This window comes from uncultured Catenibacterium sp. (assembly GCF_900540665.1).
Classification (GTDB): domain Bacteria; phylum Bacillota_I; class Bacilli_A; order Erysipelotrichales; family Coprobacillaceae; genus Catenibacterium.
The window spans coordinates 1-23014 of record NZ_UQGV01000028.1 but is presented as its reverse complement, the minus strand read 5'-3'; the positions used below and the strand labels follow the sequence as shown (position 1 = coordinate 23014).

Here is a 23014-nt window from a genome sequence, read left to right as displayed (position 1 = left end):
GTTTTCCAACATTCTTATATTGGCTTTTACCTACATTTTTATTTTATCCTTTGCAAAAGATGTACGAGAAGAGAAAAAAGTGAATGCGAAATCTTTAGGAGAATCTCTTAAAGAAAACCGTCTCCGTTGTAAGATGACTCAAGAGTTTGTTGCAGAAACATTAGGTGTAAGTAGACAAGCTGTTTCTAAATGGGAGAACGGAACAAGTGATCCCAATACAACCAACCTTATTGCTTTGTCAAGATTATATAAGGTCACACCCGAAGACCTGCTTAAATGTATTCAAGAAAAGAGCCTGTCTAATGAATAGACAGGCCAGACAAAAAGGAAAATATATTATGAAAAAAACATTCTATAAGTATACTAATAAATTCCTGATATCAATGCAATTGAATATAAAAAAACAAATAAAAATCTAAAAATAAAACCCCTTATAAATATTATTTTATACAAACTAAAAAAGCCTGGCGAGATGAGCATCTCAATAGGCTTTTTTATTTAAGGAGTGTGCTTAATATTAATTAAGTTCCTCTATGATTATTGTAGAAAACTCTATAACTAAATTCAATAGAATTCAAAAAACTAGAAAAAATTATAGTTTCATTGAAAGATAGAACTTATCTACATAGTTGTTCATAATCGCAATATTGAGTTCTTCCTTGTATTTACTATTATTGATAGTTTCAATAAGAGCTTTGTTTCTTTGATTTAGTTGTTCAATGACTTCTTTACTAGGAATATGATTGGACTTAGAAGAATTATGACTCTTAGAAGTTAAAACAAGATTCTAGATATCATCACTATACATAAATGACCAAGGAATCACATGATCAACACTGATATCATCAGGTTTTAATTCTTCTCCTATATAGAAATCAATTGGTTTATTCATATTTTCAAGTAAGATATTTTTATATTTAGTGAGATTATTTCTTCTAATTTGATTATCAGAGATACCTTTTACTTTAGAAGTAATACGTGGGGCATTATTAAACTTCTCTAGTAACTGTGCCCATTTGTAATTGAGTAATTGTGATAGGACAAATCCATATTCTTTTAGTAAGAGTACCTGTTCTTTATTGATTGATATGTAGAGATAATCCTTGTTAAGAACATAAAGATCCTTTGTTTCCTTATGTACATTCATAAAACGCCAGGATACATCATCTTTTAACTTTCTTGCACACTTCTTCAATACACTCTTATAGAAGTCTTGTTCTTTAGTAAGTTTTTCTTCAGCTTTATCAAACCAGATAGGAATAGAAGACCTTGTTAATTCTTTATACTTATCAATAAGTAAATCAACCTGTTGAACAATGACAGGTTTCTTTTTAATGTTTGATCCTTGTCTTAGATTAAAGAAGAATGTCTGATTCCAGTAATACTTCACCATCTTATGAGCTATTGCATCAAAAGTAATTATATTATTTTCTTCAATGTGATTAAGTGTATAAACATTCTCAAGAATAGCACGGCCCCAGGCTAACTTGTATGTATTATCATTATTCATATATTCAATGACATCAATCCAGTCCTGTATATACTTATTCATTTGAATCCTCTACATATTCTAGATAGATTTTCTTGTCAAAGGCACCATTATTGTGTGCTTTTTTTTCTTTGATAGACATTATTTCTTGATGATCTATATGAAGTGTATTTTCTAATGCCTCTAACACTTCTAATACATCTGCTATCTCTTTCTTAATATCTTCACCTTCAGCTTCTATTACCTCATGACACTCTTCTAATAATTTACTTTTTAAGCATGCAAGATATTCATCATCATTGAGTATTCTTGTTGCACAAGTCTTATGATCATTCTCTATGATCTCAGGAATACGATCTCTGACTAACTTATCATGAATATGTTTCATTGGCATCACCTCTTCATTAATCATACAACTTATAAAACAGATATAAAAGCATTGGTGATGATATGAACATCATCTTTTAGTACGCGAATTTTACATCTTCTTTAATGGAAAGGAGATTCGTGGGTGGGTATTGCTATCACGTTTACGTGATAGCGTATTCTCAAGTTACGAGGATGTAAATAATGTGTGGAAGATTGATGAAGTAAGTAAGTTATCAGGAGTCAGTAAGCGTACATTACAATATTATGATGATGAAGGGATATTACCTGTTAAGCGCTCTAAGAATAATTATCGACTTTATGATGATGAGACAATGGAAAGATTATGGGAAGTCTTATGGTATAAGGAAATGGGGTTTGATTTAAAGGAAATTAAACAGATTTTAGAAGGAGTGAAACAGGAAACAGTAATAGAAGAGAAAGTAAATAAAATCAATCATACGATTCAAGTATTAGAGGCACAAAAGAAAGTGATAGAATATATACAGAGATATTCTATTCCGGTGAAGAGTGAAAAGAATAATCAAACATATAAAGATCAAATAAAGCAAATAAGAAAAGAAAAGGGTATGTAGGAGGGAAGAACTTATGAAATTCAATGAAATAATAGATGGTGTAAAAGATGGTATTGATGAAGCAAGAGAGAAAGTAGTTAAAGCAGTTGATGATGCAGAGTTAGATAAGCGTGCTAAGGAACTAGGCGATGTTGCAGCAGGCAAAGCAAAAGAATTAGGAGATACTGCGTCAGATGTAGCTCAGAGTTTGGCAAAGACAATCGAAGAAAGTAAACGTCAATGGGATTTAAATAGATTGAAACCAATCTTTTTTGAAGACTTAAGAAGAGCGAGATATTCAAGACTTATTAGAATTGTAGAAAGAGAAGATAAATTTAAAATTGCTGTATGTAAAGGCTCTATTGGATATTGGGATACATGTAAAGGTGAGAAATGGATGAATATCTTTAAGGACTCAGTCAGTAAGTTTGGTTTAAGTTTCTATCCTAATGATGAAGTGAATTTCTATTATGTAGATCCTACGGATAGCAATAAGTATATTGTGTTAGATGAATATTTTGAACGATTGAAGCAGGTGCGTATTAGGGAATTACAGAAGATTGCTCAGGATTTAGGTGCAAAGTATTTTAGAGTCACATATTTGAGAGAAAAATCTTCACTCATTAAGAATAATGTAAATGGAAAAGGTAGTGTTAATAAAAAAGGGAAAGGATCAGCACGAGTTGAAAAAACAAAGAAAGAGTATGATAGAATGGATATTGCAGCTGAAATGAGATTTCCTGGACATAATCCTGTGAAGCCTAGCGTAAGATATTTAGAGCATGATCCTACTGTTCAGGGCCTTATAGAAATGCGCATGGCTACTGAAGGACCTATAAACTATCAGAAGTTAAGTATCAAATTAAGCAGTACATCAGGATTGAAAGAATCTGATGCAATCAAACTTGATATGATATTGAAAAATTTGAAGGTAGTTGGGAATACAACTGTATTAACTGAAGTACAAAATGAAGAAAAAAGCATTTTGAAATATGAAATAGTCTTCTAATAGTACTTACTTAATGATTAGTGAATGTTTATTGGTTGAACATTTGATGTTGGTATTGAAAGAATTGATTAACTAAAGTATGATAAGAGTGTTCTTAATGATGTAAGAACACTCTTATTTATACTTTTTGCCACGCTATTGATAAATACTAGAAATAATTGATGTTTTGTAGGAGATTCTATGGTTATGATTGCTAAAAGTAGTTTTGCCACGCATTTTGGTTATTTTAAGTAGTGTTTATCAGGGCTTTATAGATAAGGATTCATAATAGTTAACCCCTGTTGGGGACGGAAACATTCTAATTCTGTTGCAACACTCATCTTAATTACCTCTAATTCATAATAGTTAACCCCTGTTGGGGACGGAAACTTTATTTTCTAATAACCATTCATTATATGAATCAAGGTCAATATTCATAATAGTTAACCCCTGTTGGGGACGGAAACTATTTACTTTTCTTTTCATTTTCTGTTCCTCCAATTAATATTCATAATAGTTAACCCCTGTTGGGGACGGAAACTCTAGTGTTTTTTCACTTTCAAATGTTCTCATTTTCCGATTCATAATAGTTAACCCCTGTTGGGGACGGAAACTTATAACTCATTGACTAGTGCTATTCAATTGTAAGGCGATTTAATAAATTCATAATAGTTAACCCCTGTTGGGGACGGAAACTTGATCATACACTTGTATGTATGAGAATGTCAAGAAAATTTTAAATTCATAATAGTTAACCCCTGTTGGGGACGGAAACACTCTTCCGTGATATAACATTCAATTTTAGCTGTTTTATTCATAATAGTTAACCCCTGTTGGGGACGGAAACACTCTTCTACTTCTTGCATAGTCTTCATTATGCCAATTCATAATAGTTAACCCCTGTTGGGGACGGAAACAAGATCTTTTACAACATCTAGCAACATGGCAGTGTTTATTCATAATAGTTAACCCCTGTTGGGGACGGAAACCCATTGTAGAAATCTTCCATGAGTTTTTTCCCATTCTTATTCATAATAGTTAACCCCTGTTGGGGACGGAAACCATATAAATTTATTTGACCGTTGAAGTTACTATACATTTTTCATAATAGTTAACCCCTGTTGGGGACGGAAACTCCATTCCTTTTAATTCTAGCGCTTCATTGCTTACAATTCATAATAGTTAACCCCTGTTGGGGACGGAAACTTTTCCTTTCTTTTTGAAACATCCAATTCGTACTGTTCAATATTCATAATAGTTAACCCCTGTTGGGGACGGAAACAGTCATATAAATTTTGAGTCTAGCGGTTATGGGGAAAATATTCATAATAGTTAACCCCTGTTGGGGACGGAAACTTAAGGGTAGTTAGGTTAGTGTCTTTCTGTCTAACATTCATAATAGTTAACCCCTGTTGGGGACGGAAACATTTTTCATATACTTCTATCCTTTTGATGATTTTTATTCATAATAGTTAACCCCCTGTTGGGGACGGAAACCCTTAAATGTAGAACGTACATTTTCAGCGATTTTATTCATAATAGTTAACCCCTGTTAGGGACGGAAACACTCTGAATGGAATATTCTCGTTATTAATTCTTTCATACATAAATTCATAATAGTTAACCCCTGTTGGGGACGGAAACCCCTTATTATATCGTTTATAAGTTTATTTCCAAATTGAATTCATAATAGTTGACCCCTGTTGGGGACGGAAACATTGCTTTCAAAACATCTTTCTAAAATTTCTTTTATTCATAATAGTTAACCCCTGTTGGGGACGGAAACCATCTACAACGCTTGTGACGTTTAAACACTGTACTATTCATAATAGTTAACCCCTGTTGGGGACGGAAACAAAATTCTGATCAGCTCCGTCAAAAGTTAATACAAACGATTCATAATAGTTAACCCCTGTTGGGGACGGAAACGAATAAAGAAATCTCTGTTAGCTGTTTTATTGCTTTATTCATAATAGTTAACCCCTTTAGGGGGCACATAAAGAAAACATCCCCTAGAGGATGTTTTTATTTGATAATCTGATAATGTTCAATAACCTATAAAGTACTTAAACATCTCATAACATTGTTTGAGTTTATATTAGTTTTCTTAATTATTCTCTAATTGTGTCTTTATCACATACTTTATCTGATATTCTAATTTACTCCTTTACTCATACTGTAAAGGAGTATTTTTATTCCCTATTTTTATTAAATTCTAAATAACTATTTGAAAACGAAACAAAATACTATATAATAAACTATTCGATAAAATATTCATCTCATTTAAACAATAAAACTTACAATTATCGGATGGTGGATGAAAGGAAACAATAGATATTATGTTATAATATAGTAAGCGTATACATTATTGAGGAGGGCGCCTGATGTATAAGAAACTTAAAATAGAACTGGATACAGACAAAATTGACTTTAGAAAATCTTCTTGTTTTCAAGGAGCACTATTTGAATTAATGGATACAGACTATGTATCTATTCTTCATCAACAGAATAGACATCCTTATAGCCAGTATGTTTATAAAGACAAAGACAAAGTATATTGGACAATATGTACATGTGATGATGATTCATCACACTATATGATGAATCCAATACTGGATGATTCTATCCAACAGATTACTTTAAACAAAGAAAAAGAACCCATTTCATTTGTTTCTAAACAGTTAAAGATGGTATCCCAGGAACAATTAATGGATCACTTCTACAATAAACCTGCAGAAAGATATTTAGAAATAAGAATACTCACACCTATGTCTTTTAAAAGTTATGGCAGATATATCAATTATCCTGATTTACGCTTAATTTATCAGAGTTTAATGAATAAATATGATTCTGTATTAAAAGAAGCCAGTATGTTTGATGAAGATACATTAGATATGCTTGTAGAAGGAAGTGAGATAGTAAAATATAATCTCCGCTCTTATTTATTCCCACTACAGGGAGTAAAGATTCCTTCTTTCTTTGGTACTATGACCATTAAAATCACAAGTACAGATACAGCTGCAAAATTTATAAGACTATTTTTAGAGTTTGGAGAATATTCTGGAGTAGGTATTAAAACAGGTTTAGGAATGGGTGCTATACAAATCGTAAGGAGGGATAATGAATGACAGATCATGAAACTAAAATCATCATAGGAAGCTTGCTTCATGATATAGGTAAAGTTGTTTATAGAAAAGGAATGGATGGTCGTAAACATAGTCAAAGTGGTTATGAGTATCTCAAGAACTATACAGATGATAAAGATATCTTGAATGCAGTAAGATATCATCATGCTGATGCTTTACGTCAATCTTCTATTGATGATGATTCTATTGCCTATATTACTTATATTGCGGATAATATCGCTTCTGGTGCAGATAGAAGAAACAAAGAAATAGAAGACAAAGGATTTGAAATACATACTGCATTACAACCTGTATTTAATCTCTTAAATGGGAATAAAGGTAATCTATACTATCACGCAGGAAGTTTAAAGGATAATATCAACTATCCTACCAATACAAAAACAGAATTCAATGCATCACAATACAGTGAAATACTGAGTAATATATCTTCTAACTTGAATGGATTAGATTTAAAAGATCATGCTTATATCAATTCATTATTAGAAGTATTAGAAGCTAATTTATCATTTGTCCCTTCTTCTACATCTAAGAAAGAAGTGGCTGATATATCACTTTATGATCATGTGAAGCTCACAGCTGCATTCGCAAGTGCTATTTATGCCTATTTAAAGGAACAGAATATTACAGATTATAAGACAGAATTATATAAGAATGCGTCTCTATTCTATGATAAGAAAGCCTTCTTACTTGCTTCTTTAGATATCTCAGGAATACAGAAGTTTATTTACACTATTACAACTAAGAGTGCATTAAAATCTTTACGCTCACGTTCTTTCTATCTAGAAATCATGATGGAACATATTATTGATACACTATTAGATAAACTTCATCTTTCACGTGCTAATCTTATTTATAGTGGTGGTGGTCATTGTTATATGATTCTGCCTAATACAAAAGAAACACAAACAATATTTGATGAAGAAATCAAGAATGTGAATAAGTGGTTCTTAAAACATTTCCAAACAGCTTTATATATTGCAGGTGCTTATGTTCCTTGTAGTAGTAAAGATTTACAGAATGAACCAAATGGTTCTTATTCAGAACTTTATAGAGAACTTTCTACAAAGCTTTCATTAAATAAATCTCATCGTTATACAGCGGCTGAAATCATCGCATTAAACAAGATACAGGCAGATGACTATGAAAGAGAATGTAGAGTATGTAAGAGACTAGGTAAAGTGAATGAGGATGGAGAATGTTCTATTTGTGAATCATTAATTAAGTTCTCTAAGAAACTAATGGATATGGATTTCTTCTCTATTACTCAACAAAAGAAACAAGGTTTACCATTACCTGGTGACTATTACCTTGTATCTGATAGTGAAGAAACCTTAAAAGAAAGAATGGTTAATGATGACTCTTTTGTAAGAGCTTATTGTAAGAATAACCCTCATACAGGTAAAAGTATTTCTACTAAGTTATGGGTAGGGGATTACCATTCTGAAGATGAATTTGTAAAGTTAGCTGAAAAATCAAATGGTATCAAGAGAATTGCAGTACTCAGAGCTGATGTAGATAACTTAGGACATGCCTTTGTGGCAGGTTTTCCAGATAAGTATATGACACTCTCTCGTACAGCTACATTATCAAGACAGTTATCTTTATTCTTTAAATATCATATCAAGAGTATTCTAGAGAAAGGGTCTTATTATATTGATCATGAAGAAGGCCATCCACGTCATGCAGCTATTGTTTATTCAGGTGGAGATGACTTATTTATAGTTGGTGCCTGGAATGATGTCATTGAACTTGCTGTTGATATTAAAGATTCTTTAAAGGTTTATACAGAAAATACACTTACTATATCAGGTGGTATTGGTTTATATACATCTACTTATCCAATTAGTGTTATTGCAGATGAAGTGGCAGAAATGGAAGATAAGTCTAAAGGCCATGAAGGTAAGAATTCAATCACATTATTTGAAGATGGTAAAGATCATAAAGAAGGTGAAGAAGATCATATTAGTGATGGTACATATACCTGGGGTGACTTTACAGAAAGAGTTATTAAAGAGAAATATGCAGTATTATACCAGTTCTTTGGAAAGTCTATGAATGGTGATAAGTCTGATACAGAAAGAGGAAAAGCGTTCTTATATCACTTATTAGAGTTAATTAGAAAGAGAAATGAAGGAATTAACTTTGCGAGATTTGTTTACTTACTTGCAAGAATGGAACCTAATTCTAAAGCAACTACAGCTGAAAAAGAAGCATATAAAGAATTCTCAGATCATATGTATAAGTGGTATCAAAATGAAAAAGACTGTCGTGAACTAAAGACAGCTATTAATATATTTGTTTATTCTCTAAGAGAAAGTGAGGAGTAGTTTATGAGTTTAGATCTAGATAAAGTAGAAAATACAATTAAAGTATTAAAAACAAAAAAGAATCAGAGGGGGAAACCTGTTGGATTATTAACAGTTTCACAAATTAGAAACTTATTGGCTATGTCTGCAGATATCCTCAATGAAGTATTAGAATACCCAGAAGAGAACTTATCTGAAGAATTATTAGATAGAGTAAGTTATCTCACAGTAAGATTCTATTATGAAGCAGGTCGAGATGAGAAAGTGAAAAGCTTTATTGAAACAGCTAAGCTTCTTCCTTTCTTAAAAAGTATTAAAACTAGAAAAAGATATATTCAATATTATCAGTATATGGAAGCATTAGTTGCATTCCATAAATATCATGGTGGAAAGGATCAGTAGGATTATGTATACAAAAATTCAGATTAAAGGAAAAATTGAAGTATTAACAGGAATGCATATTGGAGGTTCGTCAGCTTTTGCTGCAATTGGTGCAGTTGATTCTCCAGTTATTAAAGATGTACTTTCAGGTTGTCCAATGATTCCAGGAAGCTCATTAAAAGGAAAGATGCGTACACTACTTGCGAAAGAATATAATGAATCAGTTGCGGATAAACCTGATCAGGATTGTGAAAGAATCAAAAGAGTATTTGGTAGTGCCGAAAAGAATCATATAAAAAAGAGTAGAATCCAGATTTCTGATATGATTCTTTCTAATGCTGATGAATTAAGAAATAAAGGTCTAAACAGCTTAACAGAAGTTAAGTTTGAAAATACTATTAACCGTGCTACTGCAGTAGCGAATCCAAGACAGATTGAAAGAGTTGTAAGAGGTTCAGAATTTGATTTAGATATCCTTTATGAAGTAGATAATATGGATGATTTATATGAAGATATTGAACTCATTGCAGAAGCCTTCAAGATGCTTCAGTTTGATTATTTAGGTGGTAGTGGTTCTAGAGGATATGGTAAAGTTAAATTCACTAATTTACATGCAAAAGCAGCAATTGGTCAATTAGATAAGAGTGTAAAAGATAAAATCAATGAGATTTTAAGTAAAGTATCTCAATAATGAAAGGTGGTAGGCACCATGAACTATAAGATTTATAAAATGATTTTTACACAGGGTGTACATTTTGGTGAACATTCCTTAGAAAAGTCAGAAATCACTTTTCAGGCAGATACTCTCTTTTCTGCTTTATGTATAGAAGCACTTAAGATTGATAAGTTAGAGACATTATTAAAAAGTGTTAAAGAGAATCATTTGGTATTCTCTGATGCATTTCCTTATATGAATCAAGAGTTTTTTATTCCTAAACCAATGAAGAAGATTGAACAGGTGGTTCAAAGTGAAGATATGACAACACGTAAGAAGTTTAAGAAACTAGAATATATACAGGTTTCTTTATTAGATCAGTATCTTAAAGGACAATATCCTATTAATAAATGTTTTGATATTAAAAAATTAGGTGTACATGCATTAAAAACTTCTGCATCAATTAGAGGAAACGAAGAAGCAGTTCCTTATCGTGTAGGTATTTATCGATTTAAAGAAGAGAATGGCTTATATATAGTTGTAGGTTATGATTCTCAAGAAATATTAGACTTATTTGATGAATTATTCGAAATGTTAAGTTTATCAGGTATTGGTGGTAAGAAGAATTCTGGCTTAGGACACTTTGATTTAGAAATAGCAGAATTACCAAAAGAATTAAATAAACGTCTTAATACAAAAGGTGAAGTCATGACGCTCTCAGTATCTCTTCCTACAGAAGATGAACTAGATGATGTTTTAGATGATTCACGTTATTTACTTGTAAAAAGAAGTGGTTTCGTAGACTCATATACTTATTCTAAAGAACAGCGTAGAAAGAAAGATATTTACTTATTTAAAGCAGGTTCATGCTTTAATAAGACTTATCAGGGAGATGTTTATGATGTATCTTCAGGTGGAAACCATTTTGTGTATAAGTATGCAAAACCATTATTTATGGGGGTAGAAGTATGAAGAACTATTTAAAGTCTTATCGTATACATTTAAAAGTATTAGGCCCTGTATTTATTTGGAGTGGGAAAGAATTATCTAAAAAGGAATACTTGTTCTATAAGAATAATCAGATTGCAGTCATTGATATCGCAAAGTTTTATCTAGAATTAAAGAAAATCAATAAGCTCAATTCTTTTGAAGCTTTTATGTTAGATGAACATGAAAATTTAGGTGTTTGGATAAAGAAGAATCAGATTAATAATTCTATTATTGATAAATGTATCAAGTATACTTTGGATAAAGGGGATATCGAAGAAACGAAAAGAAAAAATGTCATGTTGGAGTTTGTAAAGGATCCTTATGGGAACCCTTATGTTCCTGGTAGTTCTCTTAAAGGTATGTTTAGAACAATTTTTCTTGCAGATAGATTAATTAATCATTCAAAGGATTATACGATTCAAAGAAAACAGTTCAAAGAGAAAGCATTTGAAATAAAACCTAAAAAGCAGAGATATTTATCTAGAAATATCCAGGATATTGAAGCAAAAACCTTTAGAACATTACATAGACCTAAAACAAGGGTTGATGATGCAGTCAATGATATAATGGCTGGATTTATTGTGAGTGATAGTGAACCATTATCAGTAGAAGATCTTACTTTAGCTCAAAAAGTAGATGTGCATGTTAAGAAAGGGGCTAAAAACTTGCCTTCAGTAAGGGAATGTTTAAAGCCTGGTACAGACATTGTATTTACAGTTACTATAGATACGAGCATCTGTCCATATACTAAAGAGGATATTTTAGAATCCATTAACTACTTTGATGATAATTATAATAAGTACTTTGTTAAACCGTTTACTGAACCTGATTATATAGTTGATTATATAGATGATGGATCTGTATTTCTAGGTGGAGGAAGTGGATATGCAAGTAAAACAGCAGTTTATCCACTCTATGATGGAGAAGACAGTGAACAAACAGTACGTATAGTCCAGCAGATTATGGTTAACACAACAACATTTGATAAGAAGACAAGACGCAATCTTCATAAACATGAGGATGATTTACGTCTTTATGGTATTTCTCCACATACAATCAAATGTACATATTATCATGATCAATTACTACAAATGGGTTTATGTCAATTAGACAAAATAGAAGAACTTAACTGATACTTGGGTAACCAAGTATCAGCTTTCTCCTTCTCTTTTAAGGGACAATACAAGGAGGAAGCGTTATGAGTATATTGTATATTGATAAAAGTGATTGTGTTATAGGTAAGCAGGATAATAGAATAACAGTCAAGTATAAAGATGGAATGGTTCGTACTATTCCAGTAGAAAGCATTGATGGTATTACTCTATTAGGTCATGCACAAGTTACAACACAATGTATTCAAGAATGTTTAAAGAAAGGTATTTCTTTATCTTATTTTTCTAAGGGTGGTCACTATTTTGGTAGGTTATCTTCAACAGGTCATATTAAAGCGACTCTTCAAAGAAAACAGACAGGATTATATGATCAACCATTCGCATTAGAACTTTCTAAGAAAATCATTTATGCAAAGATACATAACCAGATTGTAGTATTGAAAAGATATTCTAGAAGTACAAATCAAAATCTAAGTGATATTGAATTACATATGAAGAGTGCTTTAAGAAAAGTGAATTATGTAAAGAGTATAGAAGAACTCATGGGATATGAAGGAAGTGCTGCAAAGTATTATTTTAAAGGCTTATCCATCTGTATTGATGATGCATTTAAGTTTGAAGGAAGAAGTAAAAGACCCCCTCGTGATGCATTTAATTCTATGTTAAGTTTAGGTTATTCTATCTTGATGAATGAACTCTATGGAGAAATAGAGATAAAAGGTTTAAATGCATATTTTGGATTTCTTCATAGAGATGCAGAAAAACATCCAACACTTGCAAGTGATATGATGGAAGAATGGAGAGCTGTCCTTATAGACTCTACAGTGATGAGTATGATCAATGGACATGAAGTACATATTGATGAGTTTTATTCAGATGATGGAGAAGGGATTTATATCTCTAAACAAGCATTGAATAAATTCATCAAGAAACTAGAAAATAAGTTTCAGATATGTCAGAAATACTTAGATTATATTGATTATCCAGTAAGTTTCAGAAGTGCGATATCTTTTCAAATGAGTTCATTAGTGGATGCAATAATACATGAGGATGTATCAATGTATTCTCCTATTATGATTAGGTAATCACTATGGAAAGAGAAGATTATTTCTTTGAGGTTGATGAGAATAAATCAATCAGAAAAGTGTTCGTATTGATTATCTATGATATTGTGGATAATAGAAAGAGACAAAGATTTGCGAAATGGTTATCAGGCTATGGAGTAAGAGTACAGAAATCAGCCTTTGAAGCACATTTAAGAAAGAATAAATTTGATAAACTGGTTAAAGGTATACCTAAAAGAATAGGGACTCAAGATAGTGTAAGAATATATAAGATTAATGGAAAGGGGCAGATAATATCCTGGGGTAAAGATGAAAGTGAAGAGTCTGAGGATATTATTGTGATATAAGATGGGTAAAAAGATTTTATTTTCTCCTGTAGGAGGTACTGATCCAATATCTCAGAATAACTATAGAGATGGTTCTATGTTGCATATATGCAGACATTATGCGCCAGATAAAGTTATTTTATATTTATCTAAGGAGATGGCTGAAAAGCATCATAAGTATAATCCATATGGATATTGCATAGAGAAAATAGCTGAATTACAGAATAGACATATAGATGTGGAATATATAGAACGTAATGAATTAACTAAAGTACAAGAGTTTGATTACTTCTATAAGGATTTCAGAAATATATTAATGGATATTATGGGAGATATGGAGGAAGATGATGAATTCCTTTTAAATATATCTTCTGGTACACCAGCAATGAAGAGTGGGTTAGTTGTATTAAAGACATTAGGAGAATTACCTTGTCGTACAATACAGGTTGTAACACCAACAGGTAAACTTAATGAACATTCTCATAAAGAAAATGATTATGAGACTTTATGGGAATTAGACGAAGACAATAATCCAGATTCTACAAATAGATGTATAGAAGTAGAATGTCCTACATTAGCTATTATTAAGAAAGAAGAGATTATTAAGAAACATATAGAGGCTTATGATTATTCTGCAGCATTACAAGTATCGAAGACTATTAAGAAGAGTGCTATGGAAAAAGGTTATTATTCTTTGATTGAAATGGCTAAGTATAGAGAATCATTGGATTATAAGAAAGCATTAGAGATATCTTTAAAGGAAAAGGCTTATTGTTTTCCTGTCAAGGATGATAAAGGAATTAAACTATTTGAGTATGCATTAAATATTGATGTAAAGAGAAGAAGACATGAATATGCAGACTTTATTAGATCTATTACACCTTTATTTGTGGACTTGTTTGAAATGGTATTAAAATATGAAACAGGTATTGATATTAATAAATACTGTAGAATAGAGAAGAAGAAAAGACATTCTATGCGTATATGGGATTTAGATAAACTAAATGGTAGTGATGTTTTGAAATCATTGAATAATTACTATTTAAATGGTTTTAAAGAAGGACCTATTTATTCTGAACCATTGGTTGTATTATTGAATGATTTCATACCTAGTAGTAGAAAAGAAGCAGCAGATCTCGTTTCAGATTTACGTAGTGTAGAAGGTAATATTCGTAATATTACAGCACATGAAATGGTTTGTGTTACAGATGATGTAATAAAGGACAAGACTAACTTCTCTTCTAATGCGATTATGAAAAAGATAGAGAAAGTATTTAGTTATACAGATTTAGATATTATAGATGAATACTGGAATAGTTATGATTTGATGAATCAGTTGATTATTGAAAGAATTGATTAATTAAAGTATGATAAGAGTGTTCTTGATGATATAGAACACTCTTATCTATATTTTTTGCCACGCTACTGATAAATATTGGGAAAAATGAAGGTTTTGTAGGAAATCTTATGGTTATGAATACTAAAAGTAGTTTTGCCACGAATTTTGGGTATTTTAAGTAGTGTTTATCAGGTTTTTGTAGGTAAGGATTCATAATAGTTAACCCCTGTTGGGGACGGAAACTTCTAAAGCGACTCTTGTTTTACCACTTCCCATTTTCATAAACAAATTCATAATAGTTAACCCCTGTTGGGGACGGAAACTTATAGTCATTTTGTTGTACAAGTTCTTGCTTAAGTATTCATAATAGTTAACCCCTGTTGGGGACGGAAACTCTTTTTGCTTCAATTTCTTCTAGTGTTTTTTCACTTTCAAATTCATAATAGTTAACCCCTGTTGGGGACGGAAACGTAATAGCGTTGTCACTATCAACTTTTACCAATTCAACATTCATAATAGTTAACCCCTGTTGGGGACGGAAACTTATCAGTGTGTTTACACACTACATACTTAACGTAATTATTGATTCATAATAGTTAACCCCTGTTGGGGACGGAAACTTTTTCTTCATAACAATCATCACAAATAGGTTCTCCATCAGAAGATTCATAATAGTTAACCCCTGTTGGGGACGGAAACATAATTCATTGCCGTATCTATCGTATTGAACTTCTAATATTCATAATAGTTAACCCCTGTTGGGGACGGAAACTTTATTTATAACAACGTTCGCATAAAACATCTCTTGTATTCATAATAGTTAACCCCTGTTGGGGACGGAAACCATTAAAGATTTATATGTACAAGAGTTTGAAATAGATATTACTATTCATAATAGTTAACCCCTGTTGGGGACGGAAACTCTTCTTCAGTTGCCATACCAAGGAATGCACCCAGTGAATAATTCATAATAGTTAACCCCTGTTGGGGACGGAAACGTTATGCAATCTCCAATGCTTAATAACAATAACTCCACTTTCATTCATAATAGTTAACCCCTGTTGGGGACGGAAACCAACATGAAGCAGTTTTATAATCCGTTACTGTTTTTGTATTCATAATAGTTAACCCCTGTTGGGGACGGAAACAGAAGCTTGCTTTTTTCATGAACATTCTTTTTTGTATTCATAATAGTTAACCCCTGTTGGGGACGGAAACTAAGTTCTATCTTCGTTTTCTTGCAACTGCTCTTTTTCGATTCATAATAGTTAACCCCTGTTGGGGATGGAAACACATTTTTTCAGCTCCCAATAATCAAATTCGCATATTCATATTCATAATAGTTAACCCCTGTTGGGGACGGAAACCTCTTCTCTAAGAGCTGTAGTGCATTCATATCAAAAATCGTTCATAATAAGTAACCCCTGCTGGAGACGAACACGGTTCTATAGTATGGTTTACTCCTATCTTATCCTTATATTGATTCATAACAATTAACCCTTCTAGGGGACATACTCTTCAATCCCCTCTTTAGGGGATATTTCCATATACATAACAATTCTTCTTATATGCTATAATGGTGTTAATCCTATGAATGCATACTTAATATAGATAGCTATACCCTTACAGAAAAGCTAATGGCTGACTATATCCTACAAGATTTTGCAGCAGCTAATATCCGTTTCTCAAAGAAAACAGGCTTTAAAGTGTTTATTAATCTAAAGATGAATCTACTGAAGAAGAAAAACAAGGAGCAGATTAAATACGAATACAGTATTAACATAGATACACTATTGGAGGAATATTAATGAAGATAGCAGTCGTACAAGCAAGTTCACAAGTATCAAAAAATGAGATGCTTTATAAATATACAAAGAAATATGCTAAAGATGCAGAAGTTATTAATTTTGGATGTTTTGTAGATGAAGATGAAAACTATACTTATGTTGAGATTGCATTGTTGATTGGAATACTCATAAACAGTCATATAGTTGATTTTGCTGTGACTGGATGTTCTTCAGGACAAGGGATGATGCTTGCTTGTAATAGTATGCCCGGTGTTTTATGCGGGTATGTTCCAACTGCGAAAGATGCCTATTTATTTGCACAGATCAATAATGGAAATGTAGTATCTTTACCTCTTGGAGAAGAATATACATATACAGGTGAAAATAATTTAGAGGAAACAATCAAAGCATTATTTTTAGAATCTTTTGGTGGTGGATATCCTAAAAGTGAAGCAAAAAGAAAGATTTCGGATGCTAAAAAACTAAAAGAAATTAAAGCAAAATCACAAATTGATTTTGAAATGTTTTTGAATAAGTTAGATTCGGATATGGTTAAGAAAGTAAAACATAAAATGTACAATAGTTCTTATTTGATAGATGACAAGTGATGTAATTAAGATTCCTTAAAATAGTTTCCAATCCCCTCTTCAGAGGATGTTTTCATATTCAAAACAATTCTTTTTATATGTTATAATATAGTTAATCGGTGGTAGTCCTATGAATGCATACTTAAGAATAGATGGTTATACTGCTACAGAAAAGCTAATAGCTAGTTATATACTACAAGATTCTGCAATAGCTAATATCAGTATCTTAAAGAAAACAGGTTTAGTGATCTAAATATGAACCTTGCTCAATCTACTAAAGAAGAAAAACCACAAGAAGTAGAGTGGAGCAGTTTTTGCTTTTATTATGTTTGTTTCATTTATTGATTTTAGAGAAGAAGAAATTCTTATTACATTTATAGTGGTTGCATATTGGACAGCAGGTATATGAAGGTATTGCAGTTCAGAACAATATTTCAAATATAGTACATATTGTCGGTGGTATAGTTGGTGCAATAATTGGATATGGGTTAAATGTGAAACGAATACGAGGGGTGTTGATATGAGAAAAGTAATCATACTGCTTCTTTGCTTGGTATTAGTAAGCTGTGGTACAACAAATAAATCAAAAAGTACAACTAAAGACATATTAGAAAATAGTTTCTTTGGAGTTAAGAAAAAGGTAAAAGAAAAGTTGATTTATAAAAAAGATAAAAGTATTAATTCTTTTTTGAATAAATATAACGAAATTAATGATCCAGATATTACCAGTGATATGGTAAGTATGAAAAAACTTGAAGGAAAAGATTCGCCTAGTATAGTTGATATATCAAACGAGAAATTAGGAATATGGATACAACGTAAAAACATGTTTGGGAATAAAATGGCTGTTGCTATTCTAAATAATTCCGATAATGTGACTAATAACGATCTCAAAGAACAATTCCAAAAGTATTCAAAGGTATTTGATGATAGTTTAACTAATAAAGAAATAGATGAATATTGGGATAAAATGTTAAAGGGTAAGAATAGAGGAAAAAAGTTAAAAAACATAAAGGTAAAAAGAATTATATTCTATGGTAAAGTGATATATTTAATTCTTGAAGGGAAAATATAATTTGATAAGAATAATAAACAAAAAATCATAAGAAGGACAATGAAATAGGTTGAATCTTGGTAATCTTTTTAAGCACTGATTAAAATGATGTGAACAACTTAATTATGATGTTTTCTATAAAAAGTTGAAAACTGAATTTTTGACAGTATAAAATGGCAAGTACGGAAACCTCATGATTTCCAATCCCCCCTCTAGGGGATATTTTTATATACAAAACAACTCTTTCTATATGCTATAATAAGGTTAATCGGAGGTGATCTCATGAACGCATATTTAAGAATTAAAGAATACAATGATAGCTATACTGCAACAGAAAAGCTTATAGCTGAATACATACTAGAAAATGATATTTTACAGGATTCTGCACAGGCACTAGGTGAAAAGACAAATACCTCTGCAGCTGCTATTATTCGTTTCTCAAAGAAAATAGGTTTTAAAGGCTTCAGTGATTTAAAGATGAACTTAGCCCAATCTACTAAAGAAGAAGAAAAACAAGAAGTAGATCTCATCTTTGAACCAGAAGATAATATCGGTACACTAGTAGAAAAAGGCTGTAGATTAAACATGAATACAGTCTTAAAAACATACCAGTTAATAAACATAGATACACTAGAAGCATCAATAGACTTACTCAATAATGCTTCTACTATCTATCTCTTTGGTGTAGGTGGTTCATCAGTCATTGGTTTAGATATCTACCAAAAACTCATGCGTATAGGCAAGAAGGTGATCTATAACGCTGATTTACATGTACAGATGACCTTTGCCCAAAGCATGGATCAAAATGATGCAGCACTTATTATCAGTTACTCAGGTTCTACAACTGGTTTAGTAGATGTTGCTAGAGTGTTACATGAAAAACAAATACCATTTATCTCTATTACACAGATCAACTCTAATCCAATTTCTAAACTAAGTACCTACTCACTTAAAGTACCAAGTGAAGAAAAAGCCTTGCGTATTGGTGCAGTCTCTTCTCGTATCTCTTCATTTGTGATAACTGACTTATTGTACTATGGTGTATTTAAGAAGAACTTTGAAGAACATAAAAAGAATCTCATAGATTCTAAAGACAATGTCTCTATACTCAAAAAGTAGACTCATATTTCACTATGAGTCTTTTATTATAGAAATAACATTTCATTTATAATGAAATATACTTGAAATAATATTTCAACAAGTCTATAATGATATTGGAAGGAGGGAACAAGAATGAACTTAAATAACTTAGATACAGAACAGTCAAATCCTGATTCATTACATATAGATGAAATGTCTACGATAGATATTCTTACTACTATTAATAATGAAGATCAGAAGGTGGCTTTAGCTGTAAGAGACGTCTTACCGCAAATTTCAGATGCTGTTGACTGTATCTATCAACAGATGAGTCAAGGTGGCAGACTGATTTATATTGGTGCTGGTACATCAGGGAGATTAGGTGTACTAGATGCATCAGAATGTCCTCCTACCTATGGTGTTGATCCTCAACTTGTACAAGGATTAATCGCTGGTGGGAACATCGCACTCACAACTGCAATAGAAGGTGCAGAAGATTCTCAGGAACTTGCTGTAGAGGACTTAAAGAACATCCACTTAACAGACAAAGATGTTGTATGTGGTATTGCAGCATCAGGCAGAACACCTTATGTCATTGGCGGACTTCAATATGCGCGCACACTAGGATGCCAGACAGTTTCTATCTGTTGTGTTCACAATGGGGAAATATCAAAATATTCCAACTATCCAATTGAAGTAATTACAGGTGCAGAAGTCGTAACGGGTTCTACGAGAATGAAGGCAGGTACCGCACAAAAACTTGTCTTAAATATGCTTTCTACATCTGTAATGATCAAAAGAGGAAAGGTCTATAAAAACCTTATGGTTGATGTACAGCCTACCAATGAAAAACTTAGGATTAGAGCTATAAACATTGTCTCACAATCTTTAGATTGTTCTGAAGAAGAATCAATCGCCCTATTAACAAAATGTCACTACAATGTAAAGATTGCGATTCTATCTGGTTTAACAGGTAAAGATGAAAAAGAATGTGAAGAAGCTCTTCTTAAAAACAATGGAAATATCAGTAAAACTGTAAAAAGTAATCTATAGGAGAATATGAGATGAATAAGTACGTTGTAAAGAATCAAAACAATAAACAAAACAAGAATGTCTTTGGTATGACGGATTATGATATCCCTATGTTTGGTTTCAAGAGTGCATTACTTATTCTTGTTTCTACAATGTTGTCACTTATCATCTGTGTCAATGGATTCACTTATCTCCACATTGATTTCAGACTTCCTAATGCCCTAATTAGTGGTCTTGTATGTGGACTCAGTGTAGCTTATTCCCAGTATTTCATTGAAAGAAAAGAAGGATTATGCAAAAACTTTTGGCTTGTAACAGGTCTCTTCTCTTTGATGGCCTTTGTATTAATATTAATGATTAAATAATAGGAGAAAAAATTATGTTCGATGCAATTACAAATGTCATTGAAGGTAAATTAGCGGGTCCATTAGAAAAACTCTCTAATCAAAGACATTTACGTGCGATTCGTGATGGTATTATTGCAACATTACCAATCATCATCGTTAGTTCATTATTAATGGTTGTCGCATTTTCTTACAACCAGATGCCTGAAAGCTGGGCACTCGCAAAATTCATTAAAGCGAACGCAGTCGCAATTCTACTACCATATAGAATGTCAATGTATATCATGACACTCTATGCTGTATTTGGTATTGGTTACTCTTTAGCTAAATCATATGATTTAGATGGTTTAAGTGGTGCAATCATGGCAGAACTTACGTTCCTGCTAACAGTTGTTCCAGCATCTATTCCAGATGTAACAGACTCTATTGCAGCTCTTGCAACTAAGAATGCTGAATTAAATGCATTCTTACAGCAGTTACCATCTGGTTATGTTATTCCTGCAGAACACTTAGGTTCAGCAGGTATGTTTATTGGTATTATTTCTGCTTTTATTGGAGTAGAAGTATATCGTTTTACACAGGTTAAAGGATTAAAGATCACTATGCCTGCAGCTGTTCCACCTGCAGTCGCAAGATCATTTGAATCATTGACACCTACTATTATCATTATCTTAGGTATTTCTACATTAACTATGTGGTTAGGTGTAGATGTTCATAGCATTGTGGGTAATCTTATTAAACCTTTAGTCAATGCGACTGATACATTACCTTCTACATTATTAATTATTTTCTTGATCATGTTCTTCTGGTCATTTGGTATTCATGGTGACTCTATTGTCAGTTCACTTGCTAGACCAATCTGGTTAATCTTACTTGATCAAAATACAGCAGCAGTTGCAGCAGGTAAAGCTGCGACTCATATTGGTGTAGAACCATTCTTACAGTGGTTTGTCCATATTGGTGGTTCTGGTGCTACTTTAGGACTTGCAATCTTATTCTGTTTTGCAGCTAAGAGTAAATATGGTAAAACACTTGGTAGAACAACGATCCTTCCTTCATTATTCAACATTAATGAACCAATGATCTTTGGTGCACCAATCGTATTAAACCCAATGTTGTTAATTCCATTCATCTTAGTCCCAATAGTTTTAGCAACAGTTGCATGGATTGCGACTGCAATGCATTTAGTAAACTGTGCAGTGACTATTGCCCCATGGACACTTCCTGGCCCAATTGGTGCTTATTTAGCATGTGGTGGGGACTGGAGAGCAGCAGTATTAAGTATTGTATTGATCCTACTTTCAGTTATTATGTATTATCCATTCTTTAAGATGTACGATAACGAACTATTAGAAGAAGAAAAAGCAAACGAAGCATCTGAAAATTAAGAGGTAACAGAAATGTTATATATAGGTATAGATGGTGGTGGCACAAAAACAAAGATGGTTCTTTTTGATGAGAACGGATCTCGTTTAAAAGAATTAATCCTTCCTACAGTACATGTTTTAACTCAGCCACAAGATCAATCTATTGAAATATTAAGAAACGGTGTCAATCAGCTAGATCCTGATCATACTGCCATTATTGGTGCAGGACTTGCAGGATATGGCCAACAGAAAGAACTAAGAGATAAAATAGAATACATATGTAAAGAAGCATTTAGAGATAGACCTTTTGTTGTAGAGAGTGATGTAAGAATTGCGATAGAAGGCGCATTAGATGGTCATGATGGTATTGTGGTCATTGCAGGAACAGGCAGTATTGCTTTATCACTCAAGAATAATAAGCTGACACGTTGTGGAGGCTGGGGTTATCAATTAGGAGATGAAGGCAGTGCTTACTGGATTGCGAAGAAGATGTTTAATACATTCTGTAAAGAAATAGATGGCAGACTCCCTAAAACAGTCCTTTATGACCTTATTATGAAGGAATGTGATCTAGATGTTGATTATGATATTATCACATTTATGAATCATCTAAATCGTACCTCTATTGCATCCTATGCTTATATCAATGGTTTAGCTGCCGATCTGGGAGATCCTTATGCGATAGATATTTATAAACAGGCAGCCTTAGAAATTCGTTCACTTATACAAACGCTCTTAAAAGAGCATCACTCAATACCTACTATTTCCTACATTGGAGGAGTATTTGAGCATGCTTCTAACTACATTCTACCTGTTCTTAATGAAACAATAGAGACTCTTATTTCACCTATCCATACACCGGAATATGGTGCCTACAAGCTTGCTAAGAAACTAAGGGTAAAACCTTAGTTTTTTCAAATAAAGGAGAAAAGTGTGAAACAAAAATCAATCAAAACGTATAAAAAAAGACGAACTTAAAAACAAGTTTGAATAATTTAGAAAAAATAGAATAAATGAATATTATGG

Annotated in this window: 22 protein-coding genes and 2 CRISPR repeat arrays; of the genes, 20 read left to right on the top strand and 2 right to left on the bottom strand. The window is 32.1% G+C overall.

The features are described from left to right. Positions 1 to 10 precede the first annotated feature (10 nt). Positions 11 to 310: a helix-turn-helix transcriptional regulator gene (locus tag QZQ55_RS05210; RefSeq protein WP_363128271.1), complete on the top strand. Its 300-nt coding sequence runs from the start codon at positions 11 to 13 to the stop codon at positions 308 to 310. A 477-nt stretch (positions 311 to 787) separates the two neighbouring features. On the opposite strand, the gene QZQ55_RS05205 is transcribed toward QZQ55_RS05210, so the two are convergent. Both QZQ55_RS05205 and QZQ55_RS05200 read right to left on the bottom strand, forming a co-directional pair. Beyond that, positions 788 to 1552 (bottom strand): HNH endonuclease, encoded by a 765-nt coding sequence (locus tag QZQ55_RS05205; RefSeq protein ID WP_295090759.1) that lies wholly within the window; start codon positions 1550 to 1552, stop codon positions 788 to 790. Beyond that, the gene (locus QZQ55_RS05200; RefSeq protein WP_295090757.1) at positions 1545 to 1877 is read right to left on the bottom strand and encodes a nucleoside triphosphate pyrophosphohydrolase; all 333 of its coding nucleotides are present in this window, start codon (positions 1875 to 1877) and stop codon (positions 1545 to 1547) included. The genes QZQ55_RS05205 and QZQ55_RS05200 overlap by 8 nt, the downstream gene beginning before the upstream one ends. Before the next feature lie 184 nt (positions 1878 to 2061). Between QZQ55_RS05200 and QZQ55_RS05195 the strand changes: the two genes are divergently transcribed. From QZQ55_RS05195 to QZQ55_RS05105, 19 genes are all read left to right on the top strand, one after another. Continuing rightward, positions 2062 to 2451: a MerR family transcriptional regulator gene (locus QZQ55_RS05195; RefSeq protein WP_295090755.1), complete on the top strand. Its 390-nt coding sequence runs from the start codon at positions 2062 to 2064 to the stop codon at positions 2449 to 2451. A 13-nt stretch (positions 2452 to 2464) separates the two neighbouring features. Further along, positions 2465 to 3439 (top strand): hypothetical protein, encoded by a 975-nt coding sequence (locus QZQ55_RS05190; RefSeq protein ID WP_295090754.1) that lies wholly within the window; start codon positions 2465 to 2467, stop codon positions 3437 to 3439. A gap of 260 nt (positions 3440 to 3699) precedes the next feature. Further along, positions 3700 to 5418: direct repeats of the CRISPR family, unit length 35 nt; unit sequence ATTCATAATAGTTAACCCCTGTTGGGGACGGAAAC. Between the two features lie 384 nt (positions 5419 to 5802). Beyond that, complete coding sequence (gene cas6 / locus QZQ55_RS05185) at positions 5803 to 6546, top strand: CRISPR-associated endoribonuclease Cas6 (RefSeq protein ID WP_295090751.1); 744 nt, start codon at positions 5803 to 5805, stop codon at positions 6544 to 6546. Beyond that, positions 6543 to 8891, top strand: coding sequence for a type III-A CRISPR-associated protein Cas10/Csm1 (gene cas10 / locus QZQ55_RS05180; RefSeq protein WP_295090747.1), 2349 nt, complete (start codon positions 6543 to 6545; stop codon positions 8889 to 8891). Before cas6 ends, cas10 begins: the two co-directional genes overlap by 4 nt. A gap of 3 nt (positions 8892 to 8894) precedes the next feature. Continuing rightward, a complete protein-coding gene (gene csm2 / locus QZQ55_RS05175; RefSeq protein ID WP_217748130.1) occupies positions 8895 to 9272 on the top strand; it encodes a type III-A CRISPR-associated protein Csm2 in 378 nt (125 codons plus the stop codon). Positions 9273 to 9276: 4 nt separating this feature from the next. Beyond that, positions 9277 to 9942 carry a type III-A CRISPR-associated RAMP protein Csm3 gene (gene csm3 / locus QZQ55_RS05170; RefSeq protein WP_217748131.1) on the top strand — a complete coding sequence of 222 codons (666 nt, stop codon included), beginning with the start codon at positions 9277 to 9279 and terminating at the stop codon, positions 9940 to 9942. A gap of 18 nt (positions 9943 to 9960) precedes the next feature. After that, positions 9961 to 10878 carry a type III-A CRISPR-associated RAMP protein Csm4 gene (gene csm4, locus QZQ55_RS05165; RefSeq protein WP_295090744.1) on the top strand — a complete coding sequence of 306 codons (918 nt, stop codon included), beginning with the start codon at positions 9961 to 9963 and terminating at the stop codon, positions 10876 to 10878. Then, entirely contained in the window at positions 10875 to 12029 is a 1155-nt protein-coding gene (gene csm5 / locus QZQ55_RS05160; RefSeq protein WP_295090742.1) for a type III-A CRISPR-associated RAMP protein Csm5, read from the top strand. The genes csm4 and csm5 overlap by 4 nt, the downstream gene beginning before the upstream one ends. Before the next feature lie 65 nt (positions 12030 to 12094). After that, the gene (gene cas1 / locus QZQ55_RS05155; RefSeq protein ID WP_295090739.1) at positions 12095 to 13093 is read left to right on the top strand and encodes a CRISPR-associated endonuclease Cas1; all 999 of its coding nucleotides are present in this window, start codon (positions 12095 to 12097) and stop codon (positions 13091 to 13093) included. A gap of 5 nt (positions 13094 to 13098) precedes the next feature. Beyond that, positions 13099 to 13419: a CRISPR-associated endonuclease Cas2 gene (gene cas2, locus QZQ55_RS05150; RefSeq protein ID WP_278779909.1), complete on the top strand. Its 321-nt coding sequence runs from the start codon at positions 13099 to 13101 to the stop codon at positions 13417 to 13419. A 1-nt stretch (position 13420) separates the two neighbouring features. Further along, complete coding sequence (locus tag QZQ55_RS05145) at positions 13421 to 14758, top strand: type III-A CRISPR-associated CARF protein Csm6 (RefSeq protein ID WP_295090736.1); 1338 nt, start codon at positions 13421 to 13423, stop codon at positions 14756 to 14758. A gap of 187 nt (positions 14759 to 14945) precedes the next feature. Next, a CRISPR array of direct repeats spans positions 14946 to 16254; the repeat unit is 35 nt; unit sequence ATTCATAATAGTTAACCCCTGTTGGGGACGGAAAC. A gap of 120 nt (positions 16255 to 16374) precedes the next feature. After that, the gene (locus tag QZQ55_RS05140) at positions 16375 to 16545 is read left to right on the top strand and encodes a hypothetical protein (RefSeq protein WP_295090733.1); all 171 of its coding nucleotides are present in this window, start codon (positions 16375 to 16377) and stop codon (positions 16543 to 16545) included. Further along, positions 16545 to 17132 (top strand): RpiB/LacA/LacB family sugar-phosphate isomerase, encoded by a 588-nt coding sequence (locus QZQ55_RS05135; RefSeq protein WP_295090730.1) that lies wholly within the window; start codon positions 16545 to 16547, stop codon positions 17130 to 17132. The genes QZQ55_RS05140 and QZQ55_RS05135 overlap by 1 nt, the downstream gene beginning before the upstream one ends. Before the next feature lie 499 nt (positions 17133 to 17631). Next, on the top strand, positions 17632 to 18186 hold the full coding sequence (locus tag QZQ55_RS05130) for a hypothetical protein (protein ID WP_295090728.1): 555 nt from the start codon (positions 17632 to 17634) through the stop codon (positions 18184 to 18186). A gap of 261 nt (positions 18187 to 18447) precedes the next feature. Beyond that, on the top strand, positions 18448 to 19284 hold the full coding sequence (locus QZQ55_RS05125; RefSeq protein WP_287845706.1) for a MurR/RpiR family transcriptional regulator: 837 nt from the start codon (positions 18448 to 18450) through the stop codon (positions 19282 to 19284). A gap of 114 nt (positions 19285 to 19398) precedes the next feature. Then, the gene (gene murQ / locus QZQ55_RS05120; protein ID WP_295090725.1) at positions 19399 to 20298 is read left to right on the top strand and encodes an N-acetylmuramic acid 6-phosphate etherase; all 900 of its coding nucleotides are present in this window, start codon (positions 19399 to 19401) and stop codon (positions 20296 to 20298) included. Positions 20299 to 20309: 11 nt separating this feature from the next. After that, positions 20310 to 20642: a hypothetical protein gene (locus QZQ55_RS05115; protein WP_295090722.1), complete on the top strand. Its 333-nt coding sequence runs from the start codon at positions 20310 to 20312 to the stop codon at positions 20640 to 20642. A 14-nt stretch (positions 20643 to 20656) separates the two neighbouring features. Then, entirely contained in the window at positions 20657 to 22009 is a 1353-nt protein-coding gene (locus QZQ55_RS05110; protein ID WP_295090719.1) for a PTS sugar transporter subunit IIC, read from the top strand. Positions 22010 to 22021: 12 nt separating this feature from the next. Further along, positions 22022 to 22897, top strand: a complete 876-nt coding sequence (locus QZQ55_RS05105; RefSeq protein WP_295090716.1) for an N-acetylglucosamine kinase — start codon at positions 22022 to 22024, stop codon at positions 22895 to 22897. Positions 22898 to 23014 lie beyond the last annotated feature (117 nt).